The 19,687-nt window shown below is 72.6% G+C and carries 16 protein-coding genes; 8 read left to right on the plus strand and 8 right to left on the minus strand.

The features are described 5' to 3' along the window. Window positions 1–87: 87 nt before the first annotated feature. The gene (locus ACIGEZ_RS26655; protein WP_382541633.1) at window positions 88–735 is read right to left on the minus strand and encodes a TetR family transcriptional regulator; all 648 of its coding nucleotides are present in this window, start codon (window positions 733–735) and stop codon (window positions 88–90) included. A 242-nt stretch (window positions 736–977) separates the two neighbouring features. Between ACIGEZ_RS26655 and ACIGEZ_RS26660 the strand changes: the two genes are divergently transcribed. Both ACIGEZ_RS26660 and ACIGEZ_RS26665 read left to right on the plus strand, forming a co-directional pair. Continuing rightward, window positions 978–1,769 carry a VOC family protein gene (locus ACIGEZ_RS26660; protein ID WP_399835470.1) on the plus strand — a complete coding sequence of 264 codons (792 nt, stop codon included), beginning with the start codon at window positions 978–980 and terminating at the stop codon, window positions 1,767–1,769. Window positions 1,770–1,956: 187 nt separating this feature from the next. After that, complete coding sequence (locus ACIGEZ_RS26665; protein WP_399835473.1) at window positions 1,957–4,479, plus strand: PQQ-binding-like beta-propeller repeat protein; 2,523 nt, start codon at window positions 1,957–1,959, stop codon at window positions 4,477–4,479. 16 nt (window positions 4,480–4,495) lie between these two features. Here ACIGEZ_RS26665 and ACIGEZ_RS26670 read toward each other — a convergent pair whose 3' ends face one another. After that, window positions 4,496–5,110 carry a hypothetical protein gene (locus ACIGEZ_RS26670; protein WP_399835475.1) on the minus strand — a complete coding sequence of 205 codons (615 nt, stop codon included), beginning with the start codon at window positions 5,108–5,110 and terminating at the stop codon, window positions 4,496–4,498. A 122-nt stretch (window positions 5,111–5,232) separates the two neighbouring features. Here ACIGEZ_RS26670 and ACIGEZ_RS26675 point away from each other — a divergent pair, with 122 nt between their 5' ends. After that, window positions 5,233–5,808, plus strand: coding sequence for a hypothetical protein (locus ACIGEZ_RS26675; RefSeq protein ID WP_399835478.1), 576 nt, complete (start codon window positions 5,233–5,235; stop codon window positions 5,806–5,808). A 23-nt stretch (window positions 5,809–5,831) separates the two neighbouring features. Here the strand turns inward: ACIGEZ_RS26675 and ACIGEZ_RS26680 are convergent, their stop codons facing one another. The 4 genes from ACIGEZ_RS26680 to ACIGEZ_RS26695 all read right to left on the minus strand — a co-directional run bounded on the left by ACIGEZ_RS26680 (window position 5,832) and on the right by ACIGEZ_RS26695 (window position 9,469). Further along, window positions 5,832–6,980 (minus strand): hypothetical protein, encoded by a 1,149-nt coding sequence (locus tag ACIGEZ_RS26680; RefSeq protein WP_399835480.1) that lies wholly within the window; start codon window positions 6,978–6,980, stop codon window positions 5,832–5,834. 130 nt (window positions 6,981–7,110) lie between these two features. After that, the gene (locus ACIGEZ_RS26685; RefSeq protein WP_399835483.1) at window positions 7,111–7,881 is read right to left on the minus strand and encodes an enoyl-CoA hydratase/isomerase family protein; all 771 of its coding nucleotides are present in this window, start codon (window positions 7,879–7,881) and stop codon (window positions 7,111–7,113) included. Further along, window positions 7,878–8,309: a Zn-ribbon domain-containing OB-fold protein gene (locus tag ACIGEZ_RS26690; RefSeq protein ID WP_399835858.1), complete on the minus strand. Its 432-nt coding sequence runs from the start codon at window positions 8,307–8,309 to the stop codon at window positions 7,878–7,880. Before ACIGEZ_RS26690 ends, ACIGEZ_RS26685 begins: the two co-directional genes overlap by 4 nt. A 17-nt stretch (window positions 8,310–8,326) precedes the next feature. After that, window positions 8,327–9,469 carry a lipid-transfer protein gene (locus tag ACIGEZ_RS26695; protein WP_399835485.1) on the minus strand — a complete coding sequence of 381 codons (1,143 nt, stop codon included), beginning with the start codon at window positions 9,467–9,469 and terminating at the stop codon, window positions 8,327–8,329. An 86-nt stretch (window positions 9,470–9,555) separates the two neighbouring features. Here ACIGEZ_RS26695 and ACIGEZ_RS26700 point away from each other — a divergent pair, with 86 nt between their 5' ends. Continuing rightward, window positions 9,556–11,097: a FadD3 family acyl-CoA ligase gene (locus ACIGEZ_RS26700; protein ID WP_399835488.1), complete on the plus strand. Its 1,542-nt coding sequence runs from the start codon at window positions 9,556–9,558 to the stop codon at window positions 11,095–11,097. Window positions 11,098–11,498: 401 nt separating this feature from the next. Here the strand turns inward: ACIGEZ_RS26700 and ACIGEZ_RS26705 are convergent, their stop codons facing one another. Together ACIGEZ_RS26705 and ACIGEZ_RS26710 are read right to left on the minus strand one after the other, a co-directional pair. Continuing rightward, a complete protein-coding gene (locus ACIGEZ_RS26705) occupies window positions 11,499–11,708 on the minus strand; it encodes a hypothetical protein (protein WP_399835491.1) in 210 nt (69 codons plus the stop codon). A 237-nt stretch (window positions 11,709–11,945) separates the two neighbouring features. Further along, window positions 11,946–15,110 carry a BTAD domain-containing putative transcriptional regulator gene (locus tag ACIGEZ_RS26710; RefSeq protein WP_399835494.1) on the minus strand — a complete coding sequence of 1,055 codons (3,165 nt, stop codon included), beginning with the start codon at window positions 15,108–15,110 and terminating at the stop codon, window positions 11,946–11,948. A gap of 180 nt (window positions 15,111–15,290) precedes the next feature. On the opposite strand from ACIGEZ_RS26710, the gene ACIGEZ_RS26715 reads away from it, so the two are divergent. The 4 genes from ACIGEZ_RS26715 (at window position 15,291) to ACIGEZ_RS26730 (ending at window position 19,523) form a co-directional block, all read left to right on the plus strand. Further along, window positions 15,291–16,508: an amidohydrolase family protein gene (locus ACIGEZ_RS26715; protein WP_399835497.1), complete on the plus strand. Its 1,218-nt coding sequence runs from the start codon at window positions 15,291–15,293 to the stop codon at window positions 16,506–16,508. A gap of 88 nt (window positions 16,509–16,596) precedes the next feature. Then, window positions 16,597–17,517, plus strand: a complete 921-nt coding sequence (locus ACIGEZ_RS26720; protein ID WP_399835500.1) for a TIGR03619 family F420-dependent LLM class oxidoreductase — start codon at window positions 16,597–16,599, stop codon at window positions 17,515–17,517. Window positions 17,518–17,533: 16 nt separating this feature from the next. Continuing rightward, window positions 17,534–18,295, plus strand: a complete 762-nt coding sequence (locus ACIGEZ_RS26725; protein ID WP_399835503.1) for an SDR family NAD(P)-dependent oxidoreductase — start codon at window positions 17,534–17,536, stop codon at window positions 18,293–18,295. Between the two features lie 103 nt (window positions 18,296–18,398). Continuing rightward, window positions 18,399–19,523 (plus strand): LLM class flavin-dependent oxidoreductase, encoded by a 1,125-nt coding sequence (locus ACIGEZ_RS26730; protein WP_399835506.1) that lies wholly within the window; start codon window positions 18,399–18,401, stop codon window positions 19,521–19,523. Window positions 19,524–19,687 lie beyond the last annotated feature (164 nt).

A 19,687-nucleotide genomic window follows, 5' to 3' on the forward strand; every position in this document is an offset into this window, starting at 1 on the left:
CAGGAACGCCGGCGGCAGCACCCGTACGGATACGGGGCCGCCGCCGGCGCGACAGGACGGGTGAAGGGAGTCGGTGCTCCCTGGGGGCTACTTCGTCGGCTTCTTGCCCGTGATCCCCAGGTGCACCAACAGGGCCAGGTTCGGCTTCAGTTCGGCCTGCTTCACGCCCCAGGTCTGGAAGCCCTTCTGGTGGCCGGCGACCGAGGCCAGCATCGCCACCAGCGAACCCGCCATCGCCGCGGGGCTGACGTCCTTGTCGACCTTGCCCTTCGACTGGAGCTCCTTCACCGCGTCCGTCAGGGAGTTGGTGACCGAGTTCAGGATCTTCATGCGGATCTTGTAGAACCGCTTGTCGCCTTCCGCGGCCCCGAGGTCCACCACCCGCAGGATCGCGTCGTGCCGGCGCCAGAAGTCCAGGAATCCCTCGACCAGTTCCTCGGAGGTCTGCCAGCCGGCCTTGCCGACCCAGGAGCGACCGGAGACCAGATCGGTCAACCCCGCGCCCTCCTTGGCCATTTCCTCCGCGATCTCGAGGACGGCGCCCTCGACGTCAGGGAAGTACTGGTAGAACGTCGCGGGTGACGTACCCGCCTTCCGGGCCACGTCGATGACCTTGACGTCCCGGTAAGGCGAGGAGCTGAGCATCTCGCCGAGGCAGTCGAGCAGCTTCTGCCGCGTCGCCTGGCCGCGTCGTCCGGCCACGCGGCCGTCGACGGTGCGTACTTGTCCTGTCATGCCGTCAGCTTACCGACGGGTGATCGGCGCGCGATTCGGCCGACTGCAAATGGGGTGCGGGCCCGCCTCCGGCTCGCCTCGGGCCCGTCCGGCACCACCCCGCACCTCGATAGGCTTATTAACAGCCTGTGGACAACTTCGGTGGACAACCCAAGCAGGACAAGGGCTCCCGCCCCCCTAAAGGCTCATATGTTCGTTTTTGGAGGGGTGCGGCGCAGGGGTCAGGACCCTAGCGTGGAGCCATGGCCGTATTCACACAGGGCACCCCGTGCTGGGTGGACGCGCAGCTTCCCGACCTCGAGGCGGGCAAGCGCTTCTACGGCGAGCTCTTCGGCTGGACCTTCGACCCCGACCGCGACGAGGCCCTCCTCGACGGCCGCCGCGTCGCCGGCCTCCTCCCCAAGCGCGACGGCCGGATGCCCACCACCTGGACCGTCTACCTCGCCACCGGTGACGCCGGCACCGTCGCCGCCCGGATCAGGGCGGCAGGCGGGCAGATGGTCATGGAGCCCTACCCCGTCGGCCCCTTCGGCGTCCTGGCCCTCGCCGCCGACCCCGGTGGCGCCGTCTTCGGACTCCGGCAGTCCGGTGAGGACGACGGCTTCGAGACGATCAACGAGCCGGGCGCCTTCTGCTGGATGGAGGTCTACACCCGCGATCCCGGGGCGGTCGACACCTTCTACGCCACCGTCTTCGGGTGGCTCGGCCGCCAGGTCGACCCCGCCGATGAGGACCGTTCGAGCGGCTTCGACTACCGCGTCTGGTCCCCGCCCGGCTCCCGAACGGGCGACGACACCGCCTTCGGCGGCCGGGCCGTCATCACCGACGCCTTCCCCGCCGAGATGCCCGGCCACGTGCTCGTCTACTTCGCCGTCCACGACTGCGACGAGACCTGCGCCACCGCCGTACGCCTCGGCGGCCGGATCGCGACCGACCCCTTCGACACCCCGCACGGCCGCATCGCCGTCCTCCACGACAACCAGGGCGCCCGCTTCGCGATCCTGGCGGAGCCGGAGCCGGACCCGGAGCCGTAGCCGTAGCCGTAGCCGGATCCCGATGCCGAGGGCGGCTCCCGGATCTGGGCCCGGACCGATGAAAAGCCCGGCGATATGACGTAGGACACCCCGATCTGCCCCCGGGTTCGCAACCACCGCCTCGGACAGGAAGAATCAGGGTCCACGGGGCCGTAATCTCATGGCCCTACGGGGAGGTGGCAGGCAAGTGGAGCAGCTGACGCAGCACGACCCGAGAAGGATCGGGCCCTTCGAGGTGCTGGGCCGGCTCGGTGCGGGCGGAATGGGTCTCGTCTATCTCGCGCGCTCGGCGTCCGGGCGTCGCGTGGCGATCAAGACGGTGCGGACCGAGCTCGCGGAGGACCAGCTGTTCCGCGTCCGTTTCACCCGTGAGGTGGAGGCGGCGCGCGCGGTGTCCGGCTTCTACACCGCGGCCGTCGTCGACGCCGATCCGCGCGCCGCCGTGCCGTGGCTCGCGACCGCGTACGTCCCCGCGCCCTCCCTGGAGGAGATAGTGAACGAGTGCGGGCCGCTCCCGGCCCAGGCGGTGCGCTGGCTCGCGGCCGGCGTCGCCGAGGCCCTGCAGTCCATCCACGGTGCCGGCCTCGTCCACCGCGACCTCAAGCCGTCCAACGTCCTCGTCGTCGAGGACGGCCCCCGGGTGATCGACTTCGGCATCGCGTCCGGCGTCTCCAACACGCGCCTGACCATGACCAACGTCGCCGTCGGCACCCCGGCCTACATGTCCCCCGAGCAGGCCCGCGACTCGCGCAGCGTCACCGGCGCGAGCGATGTCTTCTCGCTGGGCTCCATGCTGGTCTTCGCCGCCACCGGGCACGCGCCCTTCCATGGCGCCAACCCGGTCGAGACCGTCTTCATGCTGCTGCGCGAGGGCCCCGACCTGGAGGGGCTGCCCGACGAGCTGCGGCCGCTGATCGACTCGTGCATGCAGATGGACGTCGCGGGGCGCCCCACCCCGGCCGACCTCCAGGCCCAGCTCGCCCCGCACCTCTTCGGCTCCGGCAGCGACGACAGCGGTACGGCGGCGGCCTGGCTGCCCGAGCGCGCCACCGCCATGATCGAGGCCCGCCGCGGCGGCCGCAGCACCCCGCCCCCGCCCGGCCCGCAGATGCCGCCCCGCCCGCCCCGGCAGCCCGCCGACTGGAGCGGGGACCCCAGGTCGGACCGGCACGGAGACCGCCACACGGACCGCCACACGGACCGGCTCGGGGATCCGCACGGGGACCGCCATACCGACCGCCTCGGCGACCGGCACGCGGACCGGCACGCGGACCGCCACGGAGACTGGGCCACGGACCGCCTCGGCGGCGGCCGGCACGCCGGTCCCGCCGAGTCGGACGCCGGTCCCGTACGGCTCGCCGGCGCGGCCGTGCCCATCGGCCCCGGCCCCCGGGTCGCCGACACCCGCGCCCACGTCGGCCTGGGCCTCGGCGCCGCCGCGGGCACCGCCACCGGCTGGGTCCGCCCGCCCGGCGGCGGCACGAACGGCGCCGAGCCCGGCCCGCCGCCGGGCTCCCGCCCACTGCCGAGCCCCGCCCAGGCCCCCGAGGCGCAGCCCCCGTCCGCGCCCGACGCGCCAGGACACTGGCGGCCCTGGCGCTTCCGCATGTCCAACGACGTGTGGGGCACCCCGGTCGTCGACGGCGACCTGCTCTACGTCACCTCGTTCGAGGTGCACGCCCTGGACACGGCGAGCGGCCGGCGCCAGTTCAAGACCCGGGACGTGGCCTGGTCGATGGCGGTCGCCGGCGGCCGTATCCACGCCTCCGACGGGCCCACCCTCTACGCGCTCGACGCCACTGACGGCAGCGAGCGCTGGCGGCTGCACACGGACGCCTGGGTGTACTCCCTCCAGGTGGACCGCGGCACCGTCGTGACCGGCACCAGGGGCGGCGGCGTCCAGGGCTGGGAGGCCTCCAACGGCGCGAAGCTGTGGGAGGTCACCGGGGCCCAGACCGACTTCGAGACGCCCGAGGGCGGCCCCGCCGTGCACGGCGACACCGTGTACGTGTGGCGCGACGCCCGGCTTCAGGCGCTGGACGCCCGTACGGGGGTGGAGCGCTGGTCGTACCCGGTCGGCGACGCGGCCTCCTGCGCCCACGTGCCGGTGCGGGTCGCCCCGGCCGAGGACGGCTGCGTGTACATCGCGGCCGGTACCCGGGTGCTGTCCGTCGACATCGCGAGCGGGCACGTGCGCTGGCACTTCGAGGCGCCGGCCGTCTTCCTGTCGCCGCCGGCCTTCGCGCCGGGACCGGCCGTCACGGGCGGCGGGGTCTACCTCGCCGACCACCTCGGCACGGTGTACGCGCTCGACGCGACCACCGGCAAGGACCGCTGGCGGATCGCGACCGAGCCCCGCCAGTCCACCGAGCCGGTGCTCGTGACCGCGGGCAACGTCCACGTCGGCAGCGGCAGCGCGCTCTACACCCTGGACGCGGTCACCGGCACCCCGAAGTGGCGCTTCGCGGCGGGCGGCGAGCTGATCGGCACCCCGGTCGTCGCCGACGGCCGGGTGCACTTCGGCTCGGCCGACCACGTGCTCTACACCCTGGACGCGACCGGCGGCCAGCTCCGCTGGAAGCTCGCGACCGGCGGCGAGATCACCGGCTCGCCGGTGGCAAGGAACGGCGTCGTGTACGCGTGCAGCAAGGACCGCTGCGTGTACGCGCTGGACGCGGTGAAGGGGACGGCGACCAACCGGGGCTCGTAGCCCTGGAGGCGTATCCCTACGCCCGGTGCTCCGGGGGCGGCGGCTCCCGGTCCCAGCTCGGCGTCCCGGCCGTCTGGGTCGGGCCCGTGTACGGGGACGGCGGTGTCGGGTACGCGTCGGGCGCCGGGTGGTCGGGATCGGGCGCCGGGTACGGATCCGGGGCCCGCTCGTCGGGCGCCGGGTGCGCGGGCGCCCGGTCGACCCGGGTGGTGTGTCGCTGGGGCCGCCCGGACATGACGAGCGCGCCGATGAGCAGCAGCACCCCGCCGCCGAAGGCGTTCGCGACCCCGTCGCCGAGGCCCTGCCCCCCGGAGTCGATGGCCAGCCCGCCCTCGGCCTGCCCGACCCGCACCATCCACAGGATGGTGAAGCCCAGCACGATCACCCCGGCGAGGGCGACGAGCAGCCGGGAGCGCAGCACGATGCCGACGAGGGTGACCAGGGCGGCGAAGGCGAAGGGCAGCAGGATCGAGCCGATCACCTCGGAGTCGGCGTCCGTGATGCCGCCGAACAGGTCCTCGATGCGGTAGTCGCTGCCGTGACGGCCGTCGTACCAGGCACGGAAGGGGCTCCAGACGGCGGCCGTCGCTCCGGCGAGGGCCAGGACCGAGCCGACGACGTTGCGGATCATCGTTCGGCCTCCTCACGATCCGGCTCTCGGTGTCGACGCTACGCCGGGTGCGGGGGCCCCGCCACGCGGCCCGGCCGCGGCGCTAGGGTGACGCGAACACGACGAAGGAACAGGGGGCGGCGATGGTCCGCACACGGCTGAAGCTCGCGGCCACCCTCACGGTGGTGGTGCTCGCGCTCACCGGCTTCCAGACGAGCAGCCACGGCGGCAGCAGTGGCGGCACGAGCAAGTCGGGCAAGAGCAAGAGCGGGAGCAAGAGCGGCAGCGGCTCCGGTGGAGGCTGCTCCAGCTCCAAGAAGAAGAACGACGACTACGACGACTACGACGGCGACGCCTCGGGCGGCTTCGGCGGCTCGGGCGACTCCACGTACACCCCGTCGCCGACCTCTTCCCCGACCTCCGGCCTGGAGGTCGTCGTGGTCGACTGCGTGGACCCCGCGCAGAAGAAGCGCAAGGGCAAGGCGGCCCGCAAGGCGGACACGACGGCGGCGGTGCGGGTCACGGCACGGGCCGGGCAGGAGGGGTCCTACCGGATCGTCGTGGAGTTCGAACGGGGCGACGGCTCGCCGGTCGACCTGGGCGAGATCACGGTCGCCGTCGACGGCCCGGGCGAGAAGCGGTACGACATCGCGATGAAGAGCCCGAACGCCGTCGGCCAGGTGAAGAACTGCTCCCTGTACGACGTACGGAAGCAGTAGCGCCGGCCGACGGCGTCAGAGGCTCAGCTCCAGCGGACCAGGGCGGTCCGGTGGTGCTCCGCGCCGTCGATCGGCCTGTCCACGTTGCCGATCTTGACGGGCTGGCCGCCGCTGAAGTCGCCGCGGAACAGGGCCCACTGGTCGTCCTCGCCGTGGGAGAGGAAGGCGAAGCTCTTGCCGTCCGGGGCGAGGACCGGGGGCAGGCTGATCCGGTCGTTCTCCGGGACCAGCTGCTCGGTCTTCAGGACCTTCTTGTAGTCGGCGCTGAAGGTGAGCTGCTTGAACTCACTGCAGACCAGGGTGGTGGCGTCGCGCCAGAACGACGGCTCGCACCACTCCTCCTTCTCCCCCAGGCCGACCGTCTCGATCTCGCTGAGGAAGCCGTCGGAGCGGAGGGTGTCGACGCGGCTGAGGTGGAGGCCGAAGGTGCTGTTTCCGGTGGCCACGATGCCGCCCTGGGGGGTGGCGACCGAGTCGCCGTTGATCGCGAGGATGGTGTTCGCGGTGGCGCCGTCCCGCTTCACGAGGTCCGGGACCTTGTCCTCGGCGACGCGCTCCTCGGTCGACGGGCCGCCCTTCGGGTCGCGCGAGGCGTAGCCGGTGGCGGAATCGTGCAGGTCGTACCAGAGGCGGCCGGTGACCGGGTGGAACGCGGCTCCGTCGTTCTTCGGGGGCTTGGCGAAGGTGTCCTTGTCGGGCGGCGAGATCTCCTGGCCCGTGGTCAGGTCGAAGGCGGCGGCCCGGTCGGTGGTGGCGCTGACGATGGCGGCCACCTGGGTGAAGTCCTTGTTGAAGGCCGACGACTCGTCGTGGTCGGGGCCGTCGCTGCCGCACCCGGACGTCGGCTCGACGCCTTCCGGCAGGACGAGGCTGCGCTCGGCGACGACGGCGGCGTCCTTGGCGGAGAGGGAGCGCACGGTGAGCGCGTAGAGCTCCCCACCGTTCCCGTTCGGGATGTCGTGGCAGAAGGAGACGGTGAGGGTGCCGGGCCGGCCGAGCGGCGCCGTCTTCACGCCACCGTCGGACCCGCCCTCTCCGGCGCCGCCGTTCTTCCCGCCGCCGTCGGCGCCGCCGGTGCTTCCGATCGCGGCAGGGTCGCTGCCGCCACCACAGGCGGCGAGCATGAGTGCGGCTCCGGCCGCGAGCCCGGCCTTGACGATGCGTCGTCCCACTTCACAGCTCCCCGTTACAGGTCACAGCGGCCGGGCGTGGCCCGATCCGGTTGCGAACGCGGGGCTGTCCCACCGCCGTTGACGGTGTCTCATCAAACTGAAGATCCATTAAAACAGACCTGCCGGGACTCTAGCGGAGTCGGTGCCCGCCGCTCCTTCGGGTGAACAGCTCGGCCTGCCGGTCCGGTGGCAGATTCCCGAGTGCAACCAGGTGCGGCGCGTGGGCGAGGGCCTGGGCGCGGGCCGCCTCCTTGGCGGACCAGAGCGCCCGTACGGTCCCCTGCACGGCCTCGGTCGGGTACGAGGCGATGACGGCCGCGGCCCGGCGCGCGGCGGCGAGCGCCCCGCCCGTCGGAGTCAGCTCGCTGACCAGCCCCGTCTCGTACGCCCGCCGGGCCGAGATCCGCTCGGCGGTGCCCATCAGGGCCATCCGGGCGACCTCCCCGAAGGGCATCCGCTGGGCCATGTGGATGGTTTCGAAGGCGCTGACCATCCCGTACGTCGTGTGCGGGTCGAAGAAGGCGGCGTCCTGGCCGGCGACGAGGAACTCGGCCTCGCCGAGCAGGTAGAACGCCCCGCCGCAGGCCATGCCCTCCACGGCGGCGATCACCGGTTTCCACAGGTCGTTCGCCTTGGGGCCGATGCCGATCAGCGGATCGTCGATCGCGTACGGGGAGGAGGGCTGCGGCACGCTCGCGGACCGGTCGATGCCGGTGCAGAAGGCCCGCCCGCCGGCCCCGGTGACGACGATCGCCCGGACCTCGTCCTCGTAGCGGAAGACGCGCCAGGTCTCGGCGAGGGCGCGGGCCATGTCCAGGGTGATCGCGTTGTGCTTCCCGGGTCGGTCGAGGGTGACGACGGCGACGCCGGTCTCCTTGTCCCGCTCCACGCCGATGCTCATCCGCGCTCCAGGAGCCAGCGGGGCACGGTGACGCCGTCGATGTCGGCGAAGACGACCTTCACGGCGGCGCCGATGCGCAGCCGGGCGGGGTCGACGGAGTTCAGGGGGGCGTCGGGGGAGGCGACGACGTTGCCGGCAAGACGGATGCGGGGGGCTTCGGCGAGTTCGACGAGGACCGCGTTGTAGGGGGCCTGGGCCGCGTAGTCCGGGAGCAGCGGCGGGTGGGGGACGACGAAGGACCAGATGCGGCCACGGCCGGACATCAGGCGCCATGTGCTGTCGAAGGAGTGGCAGTGCGGGCAGCAGGGGCGGGGCGGGAAGCGCAGTTCGCCGCAGCCGGGGGCCGCGCAGGCCTGGACGCGCAGCTCTCCGCGGGCGGCGTACTCCCAGAAGGGCGCGCCGTCCTCGTCGGTGACGGGGGTCAGCATGGGGCTCATGGGGCTTCTCAGCTCCTCAGCAGGATCGCGGACGTGGGGACGCCCTCGCCGGCGGTGACGAGGCAGGTGGCGGCGTCGGGGACCTGGGCGGTGGAGACGCCGCGGAGCTGTTTGACGCCCTCGTTGATGAGGTTGAAGCCGTGGACGTACGCCTCCGAGAGCCCGCCGCCGCCGGTGTTGAGGGGCAGCCGGCCGCCGATCTCCAGGGCGCCGCCCTCGGTGAACGCGGCGCCTTCTCCACGGCCGCAGAAGCCGTAGCCCTCCAGGGAGAGCGGGATCAGCGGGGTGAAGGCGTCGTAGATCTGGGCCACGTCGACGTCGGCGGGCCCGAAGTCGGCCTGCTTCCACAGGTGTCGGGCGGCCGTCCAGGCGGGCCCCGAGAGCGGGTCGTCGTTCCAGTAGTTGACCATGCCGTGGTGCTGGGCGGGCAGGCCCTGGGCGGCGGAGTGCACGTAGACGGGCTTCTGGCGGCAGTCGCGGGCGCGTTCGGCGGAGACGACGACGCAGGCGAGGGCGCCGTCGGTCTCCAGGCAGTTGTCGAAGAGGCAGAGGGGTTCGCTGATCCAGCGGGAGGTCATGTACATCTCCCGGGTCAGCGGCCGCTCGTACATGATCGCGGCGGGGTTCTGGTTGGCCCGGTTGCGGCAGGCGAGGGCGACGTTGAAGAGGTGGTCGCGGGTGGCGCCGTACTCGTGCATGTAGCGGCGGGTGAGCATGCCGATCTCGTCGGAGGGGCGGAGCAGTCCGAAGGGCCGGGTCCACTGGCCGGGGGTGGGCAGCTGGACGGCGGTGTTCTTCCAGGGCCGAGGCCCGCTGCCGCGCTTGCGGGAGCGCCAGGCGACGCCGACGGTGGCCTGGCCGGTGGCGATGGCGGCGGCGAGGTGTCCGACGGTGGCGCAGGACCCTCCGCCGCCGTATCCGATCCTGGAGAAGAAGGTGACGTCCCCGGCGCCGATCGCCTTGGCGACCTCGACCTCGTCGGTCTCCTCCATCGTGTACGAGGCGAAGGCGTCGACCTCGGAGGGGTCGATGCCCGCGTCGTCGAGGGCGGCGAGGATCGCCCGGCAGGCGAGGGTCTTCTCGGACTCCGGGAGGTGTTTGGCGAAGGGTGTCTGGCCTATCCCGACGATGGCTGTTGCGTCCTTGAGCAAGGCGACCTCCAGGCCCGGCAGCACTGCTGACAGCGCGTCAGGCTACAGCTAATCTGACGGATAGTCAGCTACGGGAGGGGTGGGCGATGTCGGCGGAGTACGGCTCGATACCGGAGTTGGTGCGCTGGGCGGCCGGGCGGTACGGACCTCGCGAGGCCGTCGTCGAGGGCCGCACCCGGATCTCGTACGCGGAACTCGGCGAGCGGGTGGAACGCGCGGCGGCGGCATGCGTCGTCACCGGCGTACGGGCGGGGGACCGGGTCGCGATCTGGGCGCCCAACACCCTCGACTGGATCGTCTCGGCGCTCGGCGCCGTGACCGCGGGCGCGGTCCTGGTCCCGCTCAACACCCGCTTCAAGGGGGCGGAGGCCGCCGACGTCCTGGCCCGCTCCCGGGCCCGGCTGCTCTTCGTCACGGGCACGTTCCTGGGGACCTCGTACGTGGCCTCGCTGCGCCGGGCGGGCGTCCGACTACCGCACCTGGAACGGGTGGTGGTCTTCGGCGACACGGCGCCCGACGACGACGGCTACACGACCTGGAAGTCCTTCCTGGCGGAGGGCGACGGGATCCGGCCCGAGGAGGTCCGGTCGAGGGCGGCGTCGGTGCGCCCGTCGGACCCCTCGGACATCATCTACACCTCCGGCACCACCGGCCGCCCCAAGGGCGCCGTCATCACCCACGAACAGACCCTGCGCTGCTACGCGGTCTGGAGCGAGCTCGCCGGACTGCGGGAGGGCGACCGCTATCTGATCGTGAACCCCTTCTTCCACACCTTCGGCTACAAGGCCGGCATCATCGCCTGCCTCCAGCGGGGTGCGGTGATGATCCCGCAGCCGGTCTTCAACGTGGACACGGTCCTGGCCAACATCGCCGCGGAGCGCGTCACGGTCCTGCCCGGCCCGCCCACCCTCCACCAGTCCCTCCTCGACCACCCGGCCCGTGCGGCCCACGACCTGTCGAGCCTCCGCCTCGTCGTGACGGGCGCGGCGGTCGTCCCGCTCCAGCTGGTGGAGCGGCTGAGGTCCGAGCTGGGGGTCGGCACGGTCCTCACGGCGTACGGCCTCTCCGAGGCGAGCGGCATCGTGACGATGTGCCGGCGGGGCGACGCACCGGAGGTGATCGCGCGGACGTCCGGCCGGCCCGTCCCCGGCACGGAGCTCCGCCTCTCGGAGACGGGCGAGGTCCTGGTCCGCGGCTTCCACGTGATGCGCGGCTACTTCGAGGACGAGGAGGCGACGGCCGCGGCGATCGACGCGGACGGCTGGCTGCACACGGGCGACGTGGGGGTCCTCGACGAGGCGGGCAACCTCCGCATCACCGACCGGATCAAGGACATGTTCATCGTCGGCGGCTTCAACGCCTACCCCGCCGAGATCGAGCAGCTCCTCGGCCTCCACCCCGACATCGCCGACGTCGCCGTCATCGGCGTCCCGGACCCGCGGCTCGGCGAGGTCGGCAAGGCCTTCGCCGTCCGCCGCCCGGGCGCCCGCGTCACCGCCGACGACCTGATCGCCTGGTCCCGCCGCGAGATGGCCAACTACAAGGTCCCGCGCGAGGTCGAGTTCGTCCAGGAACTCCCGAGGAACGCGAGCGGGAAGGTCCTGAAGGGCGCCCTGCGCGCCCGCTGACCGCGGCGCCCGGAACGCCAAAGGGCCCGGACCGGTTGTGCGCCGGTCCAGGCCCTCCCCCCTGCGCGCTCATGGCGAGCCGGCCGGGTCAGGCGGGCGGTCCCCACCACCTGCCGTTCCCGACGTGATCGATCATGACCCATGTCGAACGCGAGTACGAGGAGATCGCGCCGAATCCGTCAGGTCGATACGCGCCACCCCCCCCGCGCGTGACGGAGGGGCCGGGCTTTCGCCCGGCCCCTCCGCTCTCGACCGCCCGCCCGCGCCGCGCCGGGCCGTCCCCTCGGATCCCCCCGACCCGGGGGCGTCCCCCGAGCCCGGTGCGGCGTTTCGTGCGGGCGGTCATGGCCCCGGCGACTCCCCCGATGGCGTCTCCGCGACCTCCCCCGTTGCGAGATGGCTCAGGGCTGCGTCGGCTTGAACGGCTCCGTGGTGGCGTGCATGTCCTGGGTGACGAGCTCCTCGCCCTTGCCCGTGACCTTCGCGGTGATCGCGTCGACCGCCGGCTCGGACGTGGCGTGCATGTCCTTCGTCGTGATCCCCTCGGTGCCGCCGGTGGCGTGCATGTCCTGGGGCTTCACGACCGCGTCCTTCTCGATCGGGTTGCTCATCGCGTCAACTCCTGCGTCTGATGGGTGGGATCCGGCGCGCGATCCGTCCGGCCGCTCCCCCGTGACCAGCCGGACGGATCACTCACGGCCGCTCACCCTAGTTCTCAGAGGTGACGGCTGCGCCGGCGACCCGTCTGCCCCCCGACGCGACGGATCGACAAGAAGAAGCATGCCGCTCGGCGATAAACGAACGATGAACGGGCAGGCCGAGGGGCCGGGGCGGGGTCTGGCGCCGCGCTACGCCGCCATGGGGGCCAGCAGCCTGCGGACCTCCGCCGCCTCGGGAGCGCTCAGCGACTCGAAGATGTCGAGGGCCTCCTGCCAGCAGACCTGCGCCCGGCCCGGCTGCCCGATTCCGTCGAGGGCGCGCCCGAGCACGGTCAGCACATTGCCCCGCCGCCACTCGCCGCCGATGCCGCGCAGGACGGTGAGAGCCATCTCCGCGTTGGCCGCCGCCTGGGCGTGCCGTCGCGCGGCGATGTCCACCTCCGACAACCGGAACAGGGTCATCCCCTCCCACAGCCGCTGTCGGCTGTCCCGGAAGACCTCCAGTGCCTCGCGCAGCCGGTCGACCGCGTCGGCCAGTTGCGCGGCCTCGGTCAGCGCGAGGCCCAGCGCGTACCGGCCGTTGGCGCCGCGCAGCGAGTGCCCCATCGAGTCGTAGATCTCCGTGCCCTCCCGCGCGAGAGCGATGGCCTGTGCCGTGCGTCCCGTCGCGAGGTGGATACGGGACAGGTTGCACAGGGCGCTCGCCTCGCCGGGACGGTCGCCGATGCTGCGGAAGCGCTCGATGGCGTGGGCGAGGTGCACCTCGCCCTCCTCGAAGCGGCTCTGGTACAGCGCGATGATGCCCCGGGCGTTCGCGGACCAGCAGACCGGCAGCGGATCCCCGGCGTCCTCCGCGTACGGAAGGGCCAGTTCGGCGTCGCGGTCCGCCTCGGCGAAGCGGCCGGCGGTGTGGTGGACGCCCGCGAGCGCCATCAGCGCGCGGCCCTCGGCCCGGGCGTCGCCGTGGCCGTGGGCCGCTTCGCGGACGAAGGTGCCGACGGCCTCGAACTCCTTCGCGTTCGCCCCCGACTCGCCGAGGTCCAGCGCCGCCCACAGCAGGTCCACGGCCCGCCGCAGGGTGTCGCGGGTGTGGGCGGCCTGGCGGACGCAGGCGAGGAGGCAGTTGGCCTCGGCGTACAGCCAGTCCTGCGCCGTGTGGCGGTCGGTGAAGGTCAGGCCCTCGTACCGGGTGGGCTCCAGGTGGTCGACCAGACGGTCGCCGGGGCGCTCGATCGCGTAGACCCGCGCGGCGGTCGCCAGGTAGAAGTCGAGCAGTCGCGACAGCACCAGCTCCCGTTCCGCCGGGGGCTGTTCGTCGCGTTCGGCGCAGGCACGCGCGTAGAGGCGTACGAGGTCGTGGTAGCGGTAGCGGCCGGGGGCGGCGGATTCGAGGAGCGAGGTGTCGACGAGGGCCTCCAGGAGGTCCTCGGTCTCCCACTCCGGCAGGTCCAGGACCGCCGCGGCCGCGGCCAGCGAGATGTCGGGGCCGTCGGCGAGGCCGAGCAGCCGGAAGGCGCGGGCCTGGGCCGGCTCCAGCTGGCCGTAGCCGAGTTCGAAGGTGGCCTTGACGGCCAGGTCGCCGGCCTGGAGCTCGTCCAGGCGCCGCCGCTCGTCGGCGAGCTTCGCGGCGAGCACCGAGACGGTCCAGGTGCGGCGCGCGGCCAGCCGGGAGGCGGCGATCCGGATGGCGAGCGGCAGGAAGCCGCACGCCGCGACCACGTCGAGCGCGGCCTCCCGTTCGGCCTGCACCCGCTCCGCGCCCACGATCCGGGTGAAGAGCTGGAGCGCCTCCTCAGGGGACATGACGTCCAGGTCGACGAGGTGCGCGCCGGCCAGGTCGACCATGCGGATACGGCTGGTCACCAGCGCCGCGCAGCCGGCCGTACCGGGCAGCAGGGGGCGGATCTGGGCCGCGTCTCGGGCGTTGTCGAGCAGCACCAGGACCCGGCGGCCGTCCAGCGTGGAGCGGTAGAGCGCGGACCGCTCCTCCAGCGAGTCGGGGATGGCCGAGTCGGGGGTGCCGAGGGCGCGCAGGAAGGCGCCGAGCACGGTCTCGGGGGCCGCGGCCCGCGCCCCGGCGCCCATGAGGTCGACGTAGAGCTGGCCGTCCGGGAAGTGCGGGCGGGCCTCGTGGGCGACGTGCACGGCGAGGGTGGTCTTGCCGACGCCGCCGATGCCGGCGAGCGCGGAGACGGCCATGACGGAGCCCTCGGCGGTGGCGAGCCGGTCGCCGAGCTCGCGTACGAAGGAGGTGCGGCCGGTGAAGTCGGGGACCGTGGCCGGGAGTTGGGCGGGACGTGCGAGGGGCGGCGCGGCGGGGTGCTGCTCCTCGACGGGCCGGGCGAGTTCGGCGTCGGCCTGGAGGATGCGCTGCTGGAGCCGGGAGAGCTCGGGGTTGGGGTCGACGCCGAGTTCGTCGGCGAGGAGCCGCCGGGTGTCGGCGTACACGGCGAGCGCCTCGGCCTGCCGGCCGCTGCGGTAGAGGGCGAGCATGAGGAGCTCGCGGAGCCGTTCGCGCAGGGGATGCGCGGCGGTGAGCGCGGTCAGCTCGGAGACGGCCTCGGCGTGGGCGCCGACCTCCAGGTCCATGTCGAGCCGGCTCTCCAGCAGCTGCATCCGCCACTCCTCAAGGCGGGTGCGCTGTGTCTCGGCGTACGGCCCGGGGACGGAGGCGAGGGTCTCGCCCTCCCACAGTGCGAGCGCCTCGTTGAGCCGGTCGCGCGCTGCGTTCCGCCGGCCGGCGGCCCGCAGCTTCTCGGCCTCGGCGGCCCGCTCGTGGGCCTGGTGGAGGTCGAGGGCGGTGGTGCGGATGGCGTACCCGCCGGACTCGCTGACCAGGACCCCGGGGTCGAGGATCTTGCGCAGCCGCGAGGCGTACGTCCGCACGGCGGCGAGCGCCTGCGACGGAGGTTCCTCGCCCCAGATGGCGTCGATCAGCTCGGCGGCGGTGGCGGTCCGCCCCTCCCGCAGGAGGAGCGCGGCGAGCAGCGCCCGCTGCTGGGGCGACCCGGTGAGCAGCGTCTGGTCGCCACGGGCGGCCCGCACCGGCCCGAGGACACCGAAACGGAGGCCGGGGGGTGCGGGCGAGCCGTTCTCGGCGGGTGTCGGCGAGGCGCCCGTGGCGGCGCCGGTAGAGGCGCCCGTGGGCGAAGGCGTGGACCCGGCGCCCGGCCTCGGCGCCGCCCCCGATGCGGCCTCCGGGGCGGTGGCCGTCGCGCCCCCGGTGCCCGCGGACGGCTTCGCGCCGCCCGTCGCGCCGGAGTGCGGCTCGACGGCCGGCCCGGTGCCGGTTCCGCCGGAACGCGTTGCCGGAGCCCGCTGCCCCGGAACCCGCGGCCCGTTCTCCCGGTCCATTAGCTCCCCCTGCCCGTACCGCTGGTTTCGCCCAAGACAGTCTGCCTTGTCCGGAGGGCGCGCGTCAGCATCGGGTCGGCCGATGAGGAGCCGAATCGGAGGCCGGCTCCGGAGCGGATCCGCGCTCCCCGCGCGCAGCATAAGCTGACGGATCGTCAGATCAGCGCTACCGTGAAGGACATGGAGACCTTCCCCAAGATCATCTCGGTGGACGACCACACCGTGGAGCCCCCGCACGTCTGGCAGGACCGGCTCCCGTCCCGATTCCGCGACATCGGGCCCCGGATCGTCCGTGCCCCGCTGAAGGAAATGACCTTTCTGGGCGGAAAGTTCGCCCCCGTGATGGGCGCCAAGGGGGACGAAGGCCCCATAGGCGACTGGTGGGTCTACGAGGACCTGCACCGCCCGCTCACCCGGCTCGACACGGCCGTCGGCTACGACCGCGACGAGATCCGCCTCGAGGTCATCACGTACGAGCAGATGCGACCCGGCTCGTACTCCGTCCCGGACCGGCTCGCCGACATGGACGTGAACCACGTCCAGTCGGCACTCTGCTTCCCCACGTTCCCCCGATTCTGCGGGCAGACCTTCACGGAATCCGCCGACCGTGAACTCGGCCTCCTCGGGGTCCGGGCCTACAACGACTGGATGGTCGAGGAGTGGTGCGGCCCCGAGGCGCGGGGCCGGCTCATCCCGCTCACCCTGATCCCGCTGTGGGACCCGGAGCTCGCCGCCGCGGAGGTCCGCCGCAACGCGGCCCGCGGCGTGCGCGCGGTCGCCTTCTCCGAGATCCCGCCGCACCTCGGGCTCCCGTCCGTCCACACCGACCACTGGGACCCGTTCCTGCGTGCCTGCGACGAGACCGGCACCGTGATCGCGATGCACATCGGCTCCTCCAGCCGCATGCCGTCCACGTCGGCCGACGCCCCGCCCGCCGTGGGCTCCACGATCACCTTCGCCAACTGCTGCTTCTCGATGGTCGACTGGCTGATGAGCGGCAAGTTCGAGCGCTTCCCGAACCTGAGGATCATGTACGCCGAGGGGCAGATCGGCTGGATCCCGTACATCCTGGAGCGCGCCGACGTCGTGTGGGAGGAGAACCGCGGCTGGGGCGGCGTCGCCGAGAAGGTGCTGCGCCCGCCGTCGGAGCTCTTCGCCGAGCACGTCTACGGCTGCTTCTTCGACGACGCCTTCGGCCTGCGCAACCTCGACGCGATCGGCGTCGGCAACGTCCTCTACGAGACCGACTACCCCCACTCGGACTCCACCTGGCCCAAGTCCCGCGAGGTCGGCGAGGCCCAGATGGGTCACCTCGCCCCCGATGTCGTCGACCGCATCGTCCGCGGCAACGCGATCGGACTCCTCGGCCTCACGCAGGACGGCCTCTGGCGCCCGTAGAGGCGGCACACCTCTTGTCTGATGGAGCGTCAGCGGCCAGCATGGGGGCCGTCATCGAAACTGACGATCCGTCAGATTGGGGAGCCCCATGGTGGTCTACGGGATGCAGCTGCCCGTCCAGTCCCAGAGCGCCCTCTACGCGGAGCCCTGGGAGGCCGCCGCCGGGCCCGAGGATCTCGTCGCGGTCGCCCGGGCCGCCGACGCGCACGGGTTCGACTACGTCGCGAGCTGCGATCACGTCGCCATCCCGCGCCGGCTCGCGGGGGCGATGAGCACGGTCTGGTACGACACGGTGGCCACGCTCTCCTTCCTCGCGGCGGCCACCGAGCGGGTGCGGCTGCTCTCGCACGTGGCCGTCGTGGGGCTGCGGCACCCGTTGGTGACCGCCAAGGCGTACGCGACGCTCGACCACCTCTCCGGGGGGCGGCTGGTCCTCGGGGTCGGGGCCGGGCACGTGCAGGAGGAGTTCGAGGCGGTCGGGGCCGACTTCGCCGGGCGCGGTGCGGTGCTCGACGAGACCATCGACGCCCTGCGGGCCGCGCTCGGACCCGAGGAGTATCCGGAGCACCGCGGCGAGCGGTTCTCCTTCGGCGGGCTCGGGCAGTTGCCGCGGCCCGCCCAGGAGCGGGTGCCGGTCTGGGTCGGCGGGTCCTCGCCCGCCGCCGTGCGCAGGGCCGCGCTCAAGGGGGACGGCTGGCTGCCGCAGGGCGACCCGCGCGGCCGGCTCGCCGAGCAGATCGTCCGGCTGAAGCGGCTGCGCGAGGAGGCCGGCGTCGAGGCCCCGATCACCGTCGGCGCCATCACCGAGGCGCTGTACGTGGGCGAGCCCGCCTGGGAGACCGGCCGGCGCGCTCTGACTGGCAAGCCGGAGGCGCTCGCCGAGTCCCTGCGCGCCTACGGGGAGATGGGCGTGCACCAGATCCAGGTGCGGTTCCGCTCCCGGAGCCGTACCGAACTCACCGACCAGATGGCCGCGTTCGCCGCCGAGGTCGCACCCCATCTCCGATAATCGCGAGGAGTACGCCATGGGCAAGCTGGACGGTCGCGTCGTCGTCATCACCGGCGCGGCGCGCGGGCAGGGTGAGCAGGAGGCGCGGCTCTTCGCCGCCGAGGGGGCCAGGGTCGTGCTGGGGGACGTCCTGGACGGCCCGGGCGAGGCGCTGGCCAAGGAGCTCGGGGAGGAGCGGGCCGGCTACGTCCACCTCGACGTGACCCGCGAGGAGGACTGGGCGGCGGCCGTGGCGACCGCCAAGGAGCGGTTCGGGCGGATCGACGGGCTGGTCAACAACGCCGGCATCCTTCGCTTCAACGAGCTCGTGTCGACGCCCCTCGACGAGTTCCAGGCCATCGTGCAGGTCAACCAGGTGGGCTGCTTCCTCGGGATCCGGAGCGTCGCTCCCGAGATCGAGGCCTCCGGCGGCGGCACGATCGTCAACACCGCCTCGTACACCGGCGTGACGGGCATGGCCGGCGTCGGCGCCTACGCGGCGACCAAGCACGCGGTCCTCGGCCTCACCCGCGTCGCCGCCCTGGAGCTGGCCGGGAAGGGGATCCGGGTCAACGCCGTGTGCCCGGGCGCCATCGACACCGCGATGAGCAATCCGGAGGGCGTGGATCCGGAGGCGACGGCGGAGCTGTACCGCAAGCTCGTGCCGCTGGGGCGGATCGGCCGGCCCGAGGAGGTGGCGGCGCTCGCGCTGTTCCTGACCGGCGAGGACTCCGCGTACATCACCGGGCAGCCGTTCGTCATCGACGGCGGCTGGCTGGCCGGCGTCAGCCTGTTCTGACGCCTCATCAGCTATTGACCGCACCCGTCACGCGGTGCGACAGTCGGGCACATCAACGAATCTGACGATACGTCAGAAACGAAACAAGGGGCGGTGAACTTCCTTGGAATTCGGGATCTTCGTGCAGGGATACGTCGGCAAGCGCGCCGAGACCGATCCCGAAGCCGAGCACAAGGCGCTCATGGAGGAGACCGAGTACGTCATCCAGGCGGACAAGTCCGGCTTCAAGTACGCCTGGGCCTCCGAGCACCACTTCCTGGAGGAGTACTCCCACCTCTCCGCCAACGACGTCTACCTCGGGTACCTCGCCCACGCCACCGAGCGCATCCACCTCGGCTCCGGGATCTTCAACCCGCTCGCCCCCGTCAACCACCCGGTGAAGGTCGCCGAGAAGGTCGCCATGCTCGACCACCTCTCCGGCGGCCGCTTCGAGTTCGGCTCCGGCCGGGGCGCCGGCTCCCACGAGATCCTCGGGTTCATGCCGGGCATCACCGACATGAACCACACCAAGGAGATCTGGGAGGAGACGATCGCCGAGTTCCCCAAGATGTGGCTCCAGGAGGAGTACGAGGGCTTCCAGGGCAAGCACTGGTCGCTCCCGCCGCGCAAGGTCCTGCCCAAGCCGTACGGCAGGTCCCACCCGGCCATGTGGTACGCGGCCGGCTCCCCCTCCTCGTACGCCATGGCGGGCAGGAAGGGGCTCGGCGTCCTCGGCTTCAGCGTGCAGAAGGTCTCCGACATGGAGTGGGTCGTCGAGTCGTACAAGACCGCGATCAAGGAGGCCAGGGCGGTCGGCGACTTCGTCAACGACAACGTCATGGTCACCTCGACCGCGATCTGCGCCGAGACGCACGACAAGGCGGTCGAGATCGCCGTCGGCGGCGGCCTCAACTACCTCCAGTCGCTGCTCTTCCGCTACCACGACACCTTCCCCCGGCCCGAGGGCATCCCCGAGTGGCCGGAGCTGCTGCCCGAGTACTCGGCCGAGATCATCGAACTCCTCATCGCCGAGGAGCTGATGATCTGCGGCGACCCGAGCGAGGTCCTCGCCCAGTGCAAGCGCTGGGAGCAGGCCGGCGCCGACCAGCTCTCCTTCGGGCTGCCGATCGGGATCCCGTACGAGGACACGATGAACTCGATCAAGCTGATCGGCGAGCACGTGATCCCCGAGATTGACACCGACCCGGTCCACCGCACCACCCGGTTCCGCCAGGCGGCGGGGCAGTAGCGGGTCCCGCACAGCGCGGGGCGGTGTCTTCCCGGACCACCGCCCCGTACCGGCCCCGGCCGGAGGCCGTTCCGCGGCGGCCCCCGGTCCGGGGCCCGTTCGCGCACCGCCGCGGAACGCGCTCCCCAGGACACACCGCCGGGGAACGCAGTGCCGCAGGACGC

Origin of the sequence: Streptomyces sp. NPDC085481, assembly GCF_044541845.1 — a bacterium.
In the GTDB taxonomy this organism is placed as follows: Bacteria; Actinomycetota; Actinomycetes; order Streptomycetales; family Streptomycetaceae; genus Streptomyces.

Coding starts and splice junctions, on each gene's coding strand:
- ACIGEZ_RS26655 (WP_382541633.1), bottom strand. CDS start 735: ATGACAGGACAAGTACGCACCGTCGACGGCCGCGTGGCCGGACGACGC.
- ACIGEZ_RS26660 (WP_399835470.1), top strand. CDS start 978: ATGGCCGTATTCACACAGGGCACCCCGTGCTGGGTGGACGCGCAGCTT.
- ACIGEZ_RS26670 (WP_399835475.1), bottom strand. CDS start 5,110: ATGATCCGCAACGTCGTCGGCTCGGTCCTGGCCCTCGCCGGAGCGACG.
- ACIGEZ_RS26675 (WP_399835478.1), top strand. CDS start 5,233: ATGGTCCGCACACGGCTGAAGCTCGCGGCCACCCTCACGGTGGTGGTG.
- ACIGEZ_RS26685 (WP_399835483.1), bottom strand. CDS start 7,881: ATGAGCATCGGCGTGGAGCGGGACAAGGAGACCGGCGTCGCCGTCGTC.
- ACIGEZ_RS26690 (WP_399835858.1), bottom strand. CDS start 8,309: ATGCTGACCCCCGTCACCGACGAGGACGGCGCGCCCTTCTGGGAGTAC.
- ACIGEZ_RS26700 (WP_399835488.1), top strand. CDS start 9,556: ATGTCGGCGGAGTACGGCTCGATACCGGAGTTGGTGCGCTGGGCGGCC.
- ACIGEZ_RS26705 (WP_399835491.1), bottom strand. CDS start 11,708: ATGAGCAACCCGATCGAGAAGGACGCGGTCGTGAAGCCCCAGGACATG.
- ACIGEZ_RS26710 (WP_399835494.1), bottom strand. CDS start 15,110: ATGGACCGGGAGAACGGGCCGCGGGTTCCGGGGCAGCGGGCTCCGGCA.
- ACIGEZ_RS26715 (WP_399835497.1), top strand. CDS start 15,291: ATGGAGACCTTCCCCAAGATCATCTCGGTGGACGACCACACCGTGGAG.
- ACIGEZ_RS26720 (WP_399835500.1), top strand. CDS start 16,597: ATGGTGGTCTACGGGATGCAGCTGCCCGTCCAGTCCCAGAGCGCCCTC.
- ACIGEZ_RS26725 (WP_399835503.1), top strand. CDS start 17,534: ATGGGCAAGCTGGACGGTCGCGTCGTCGTCATCACCGGCGCGGCGCGC.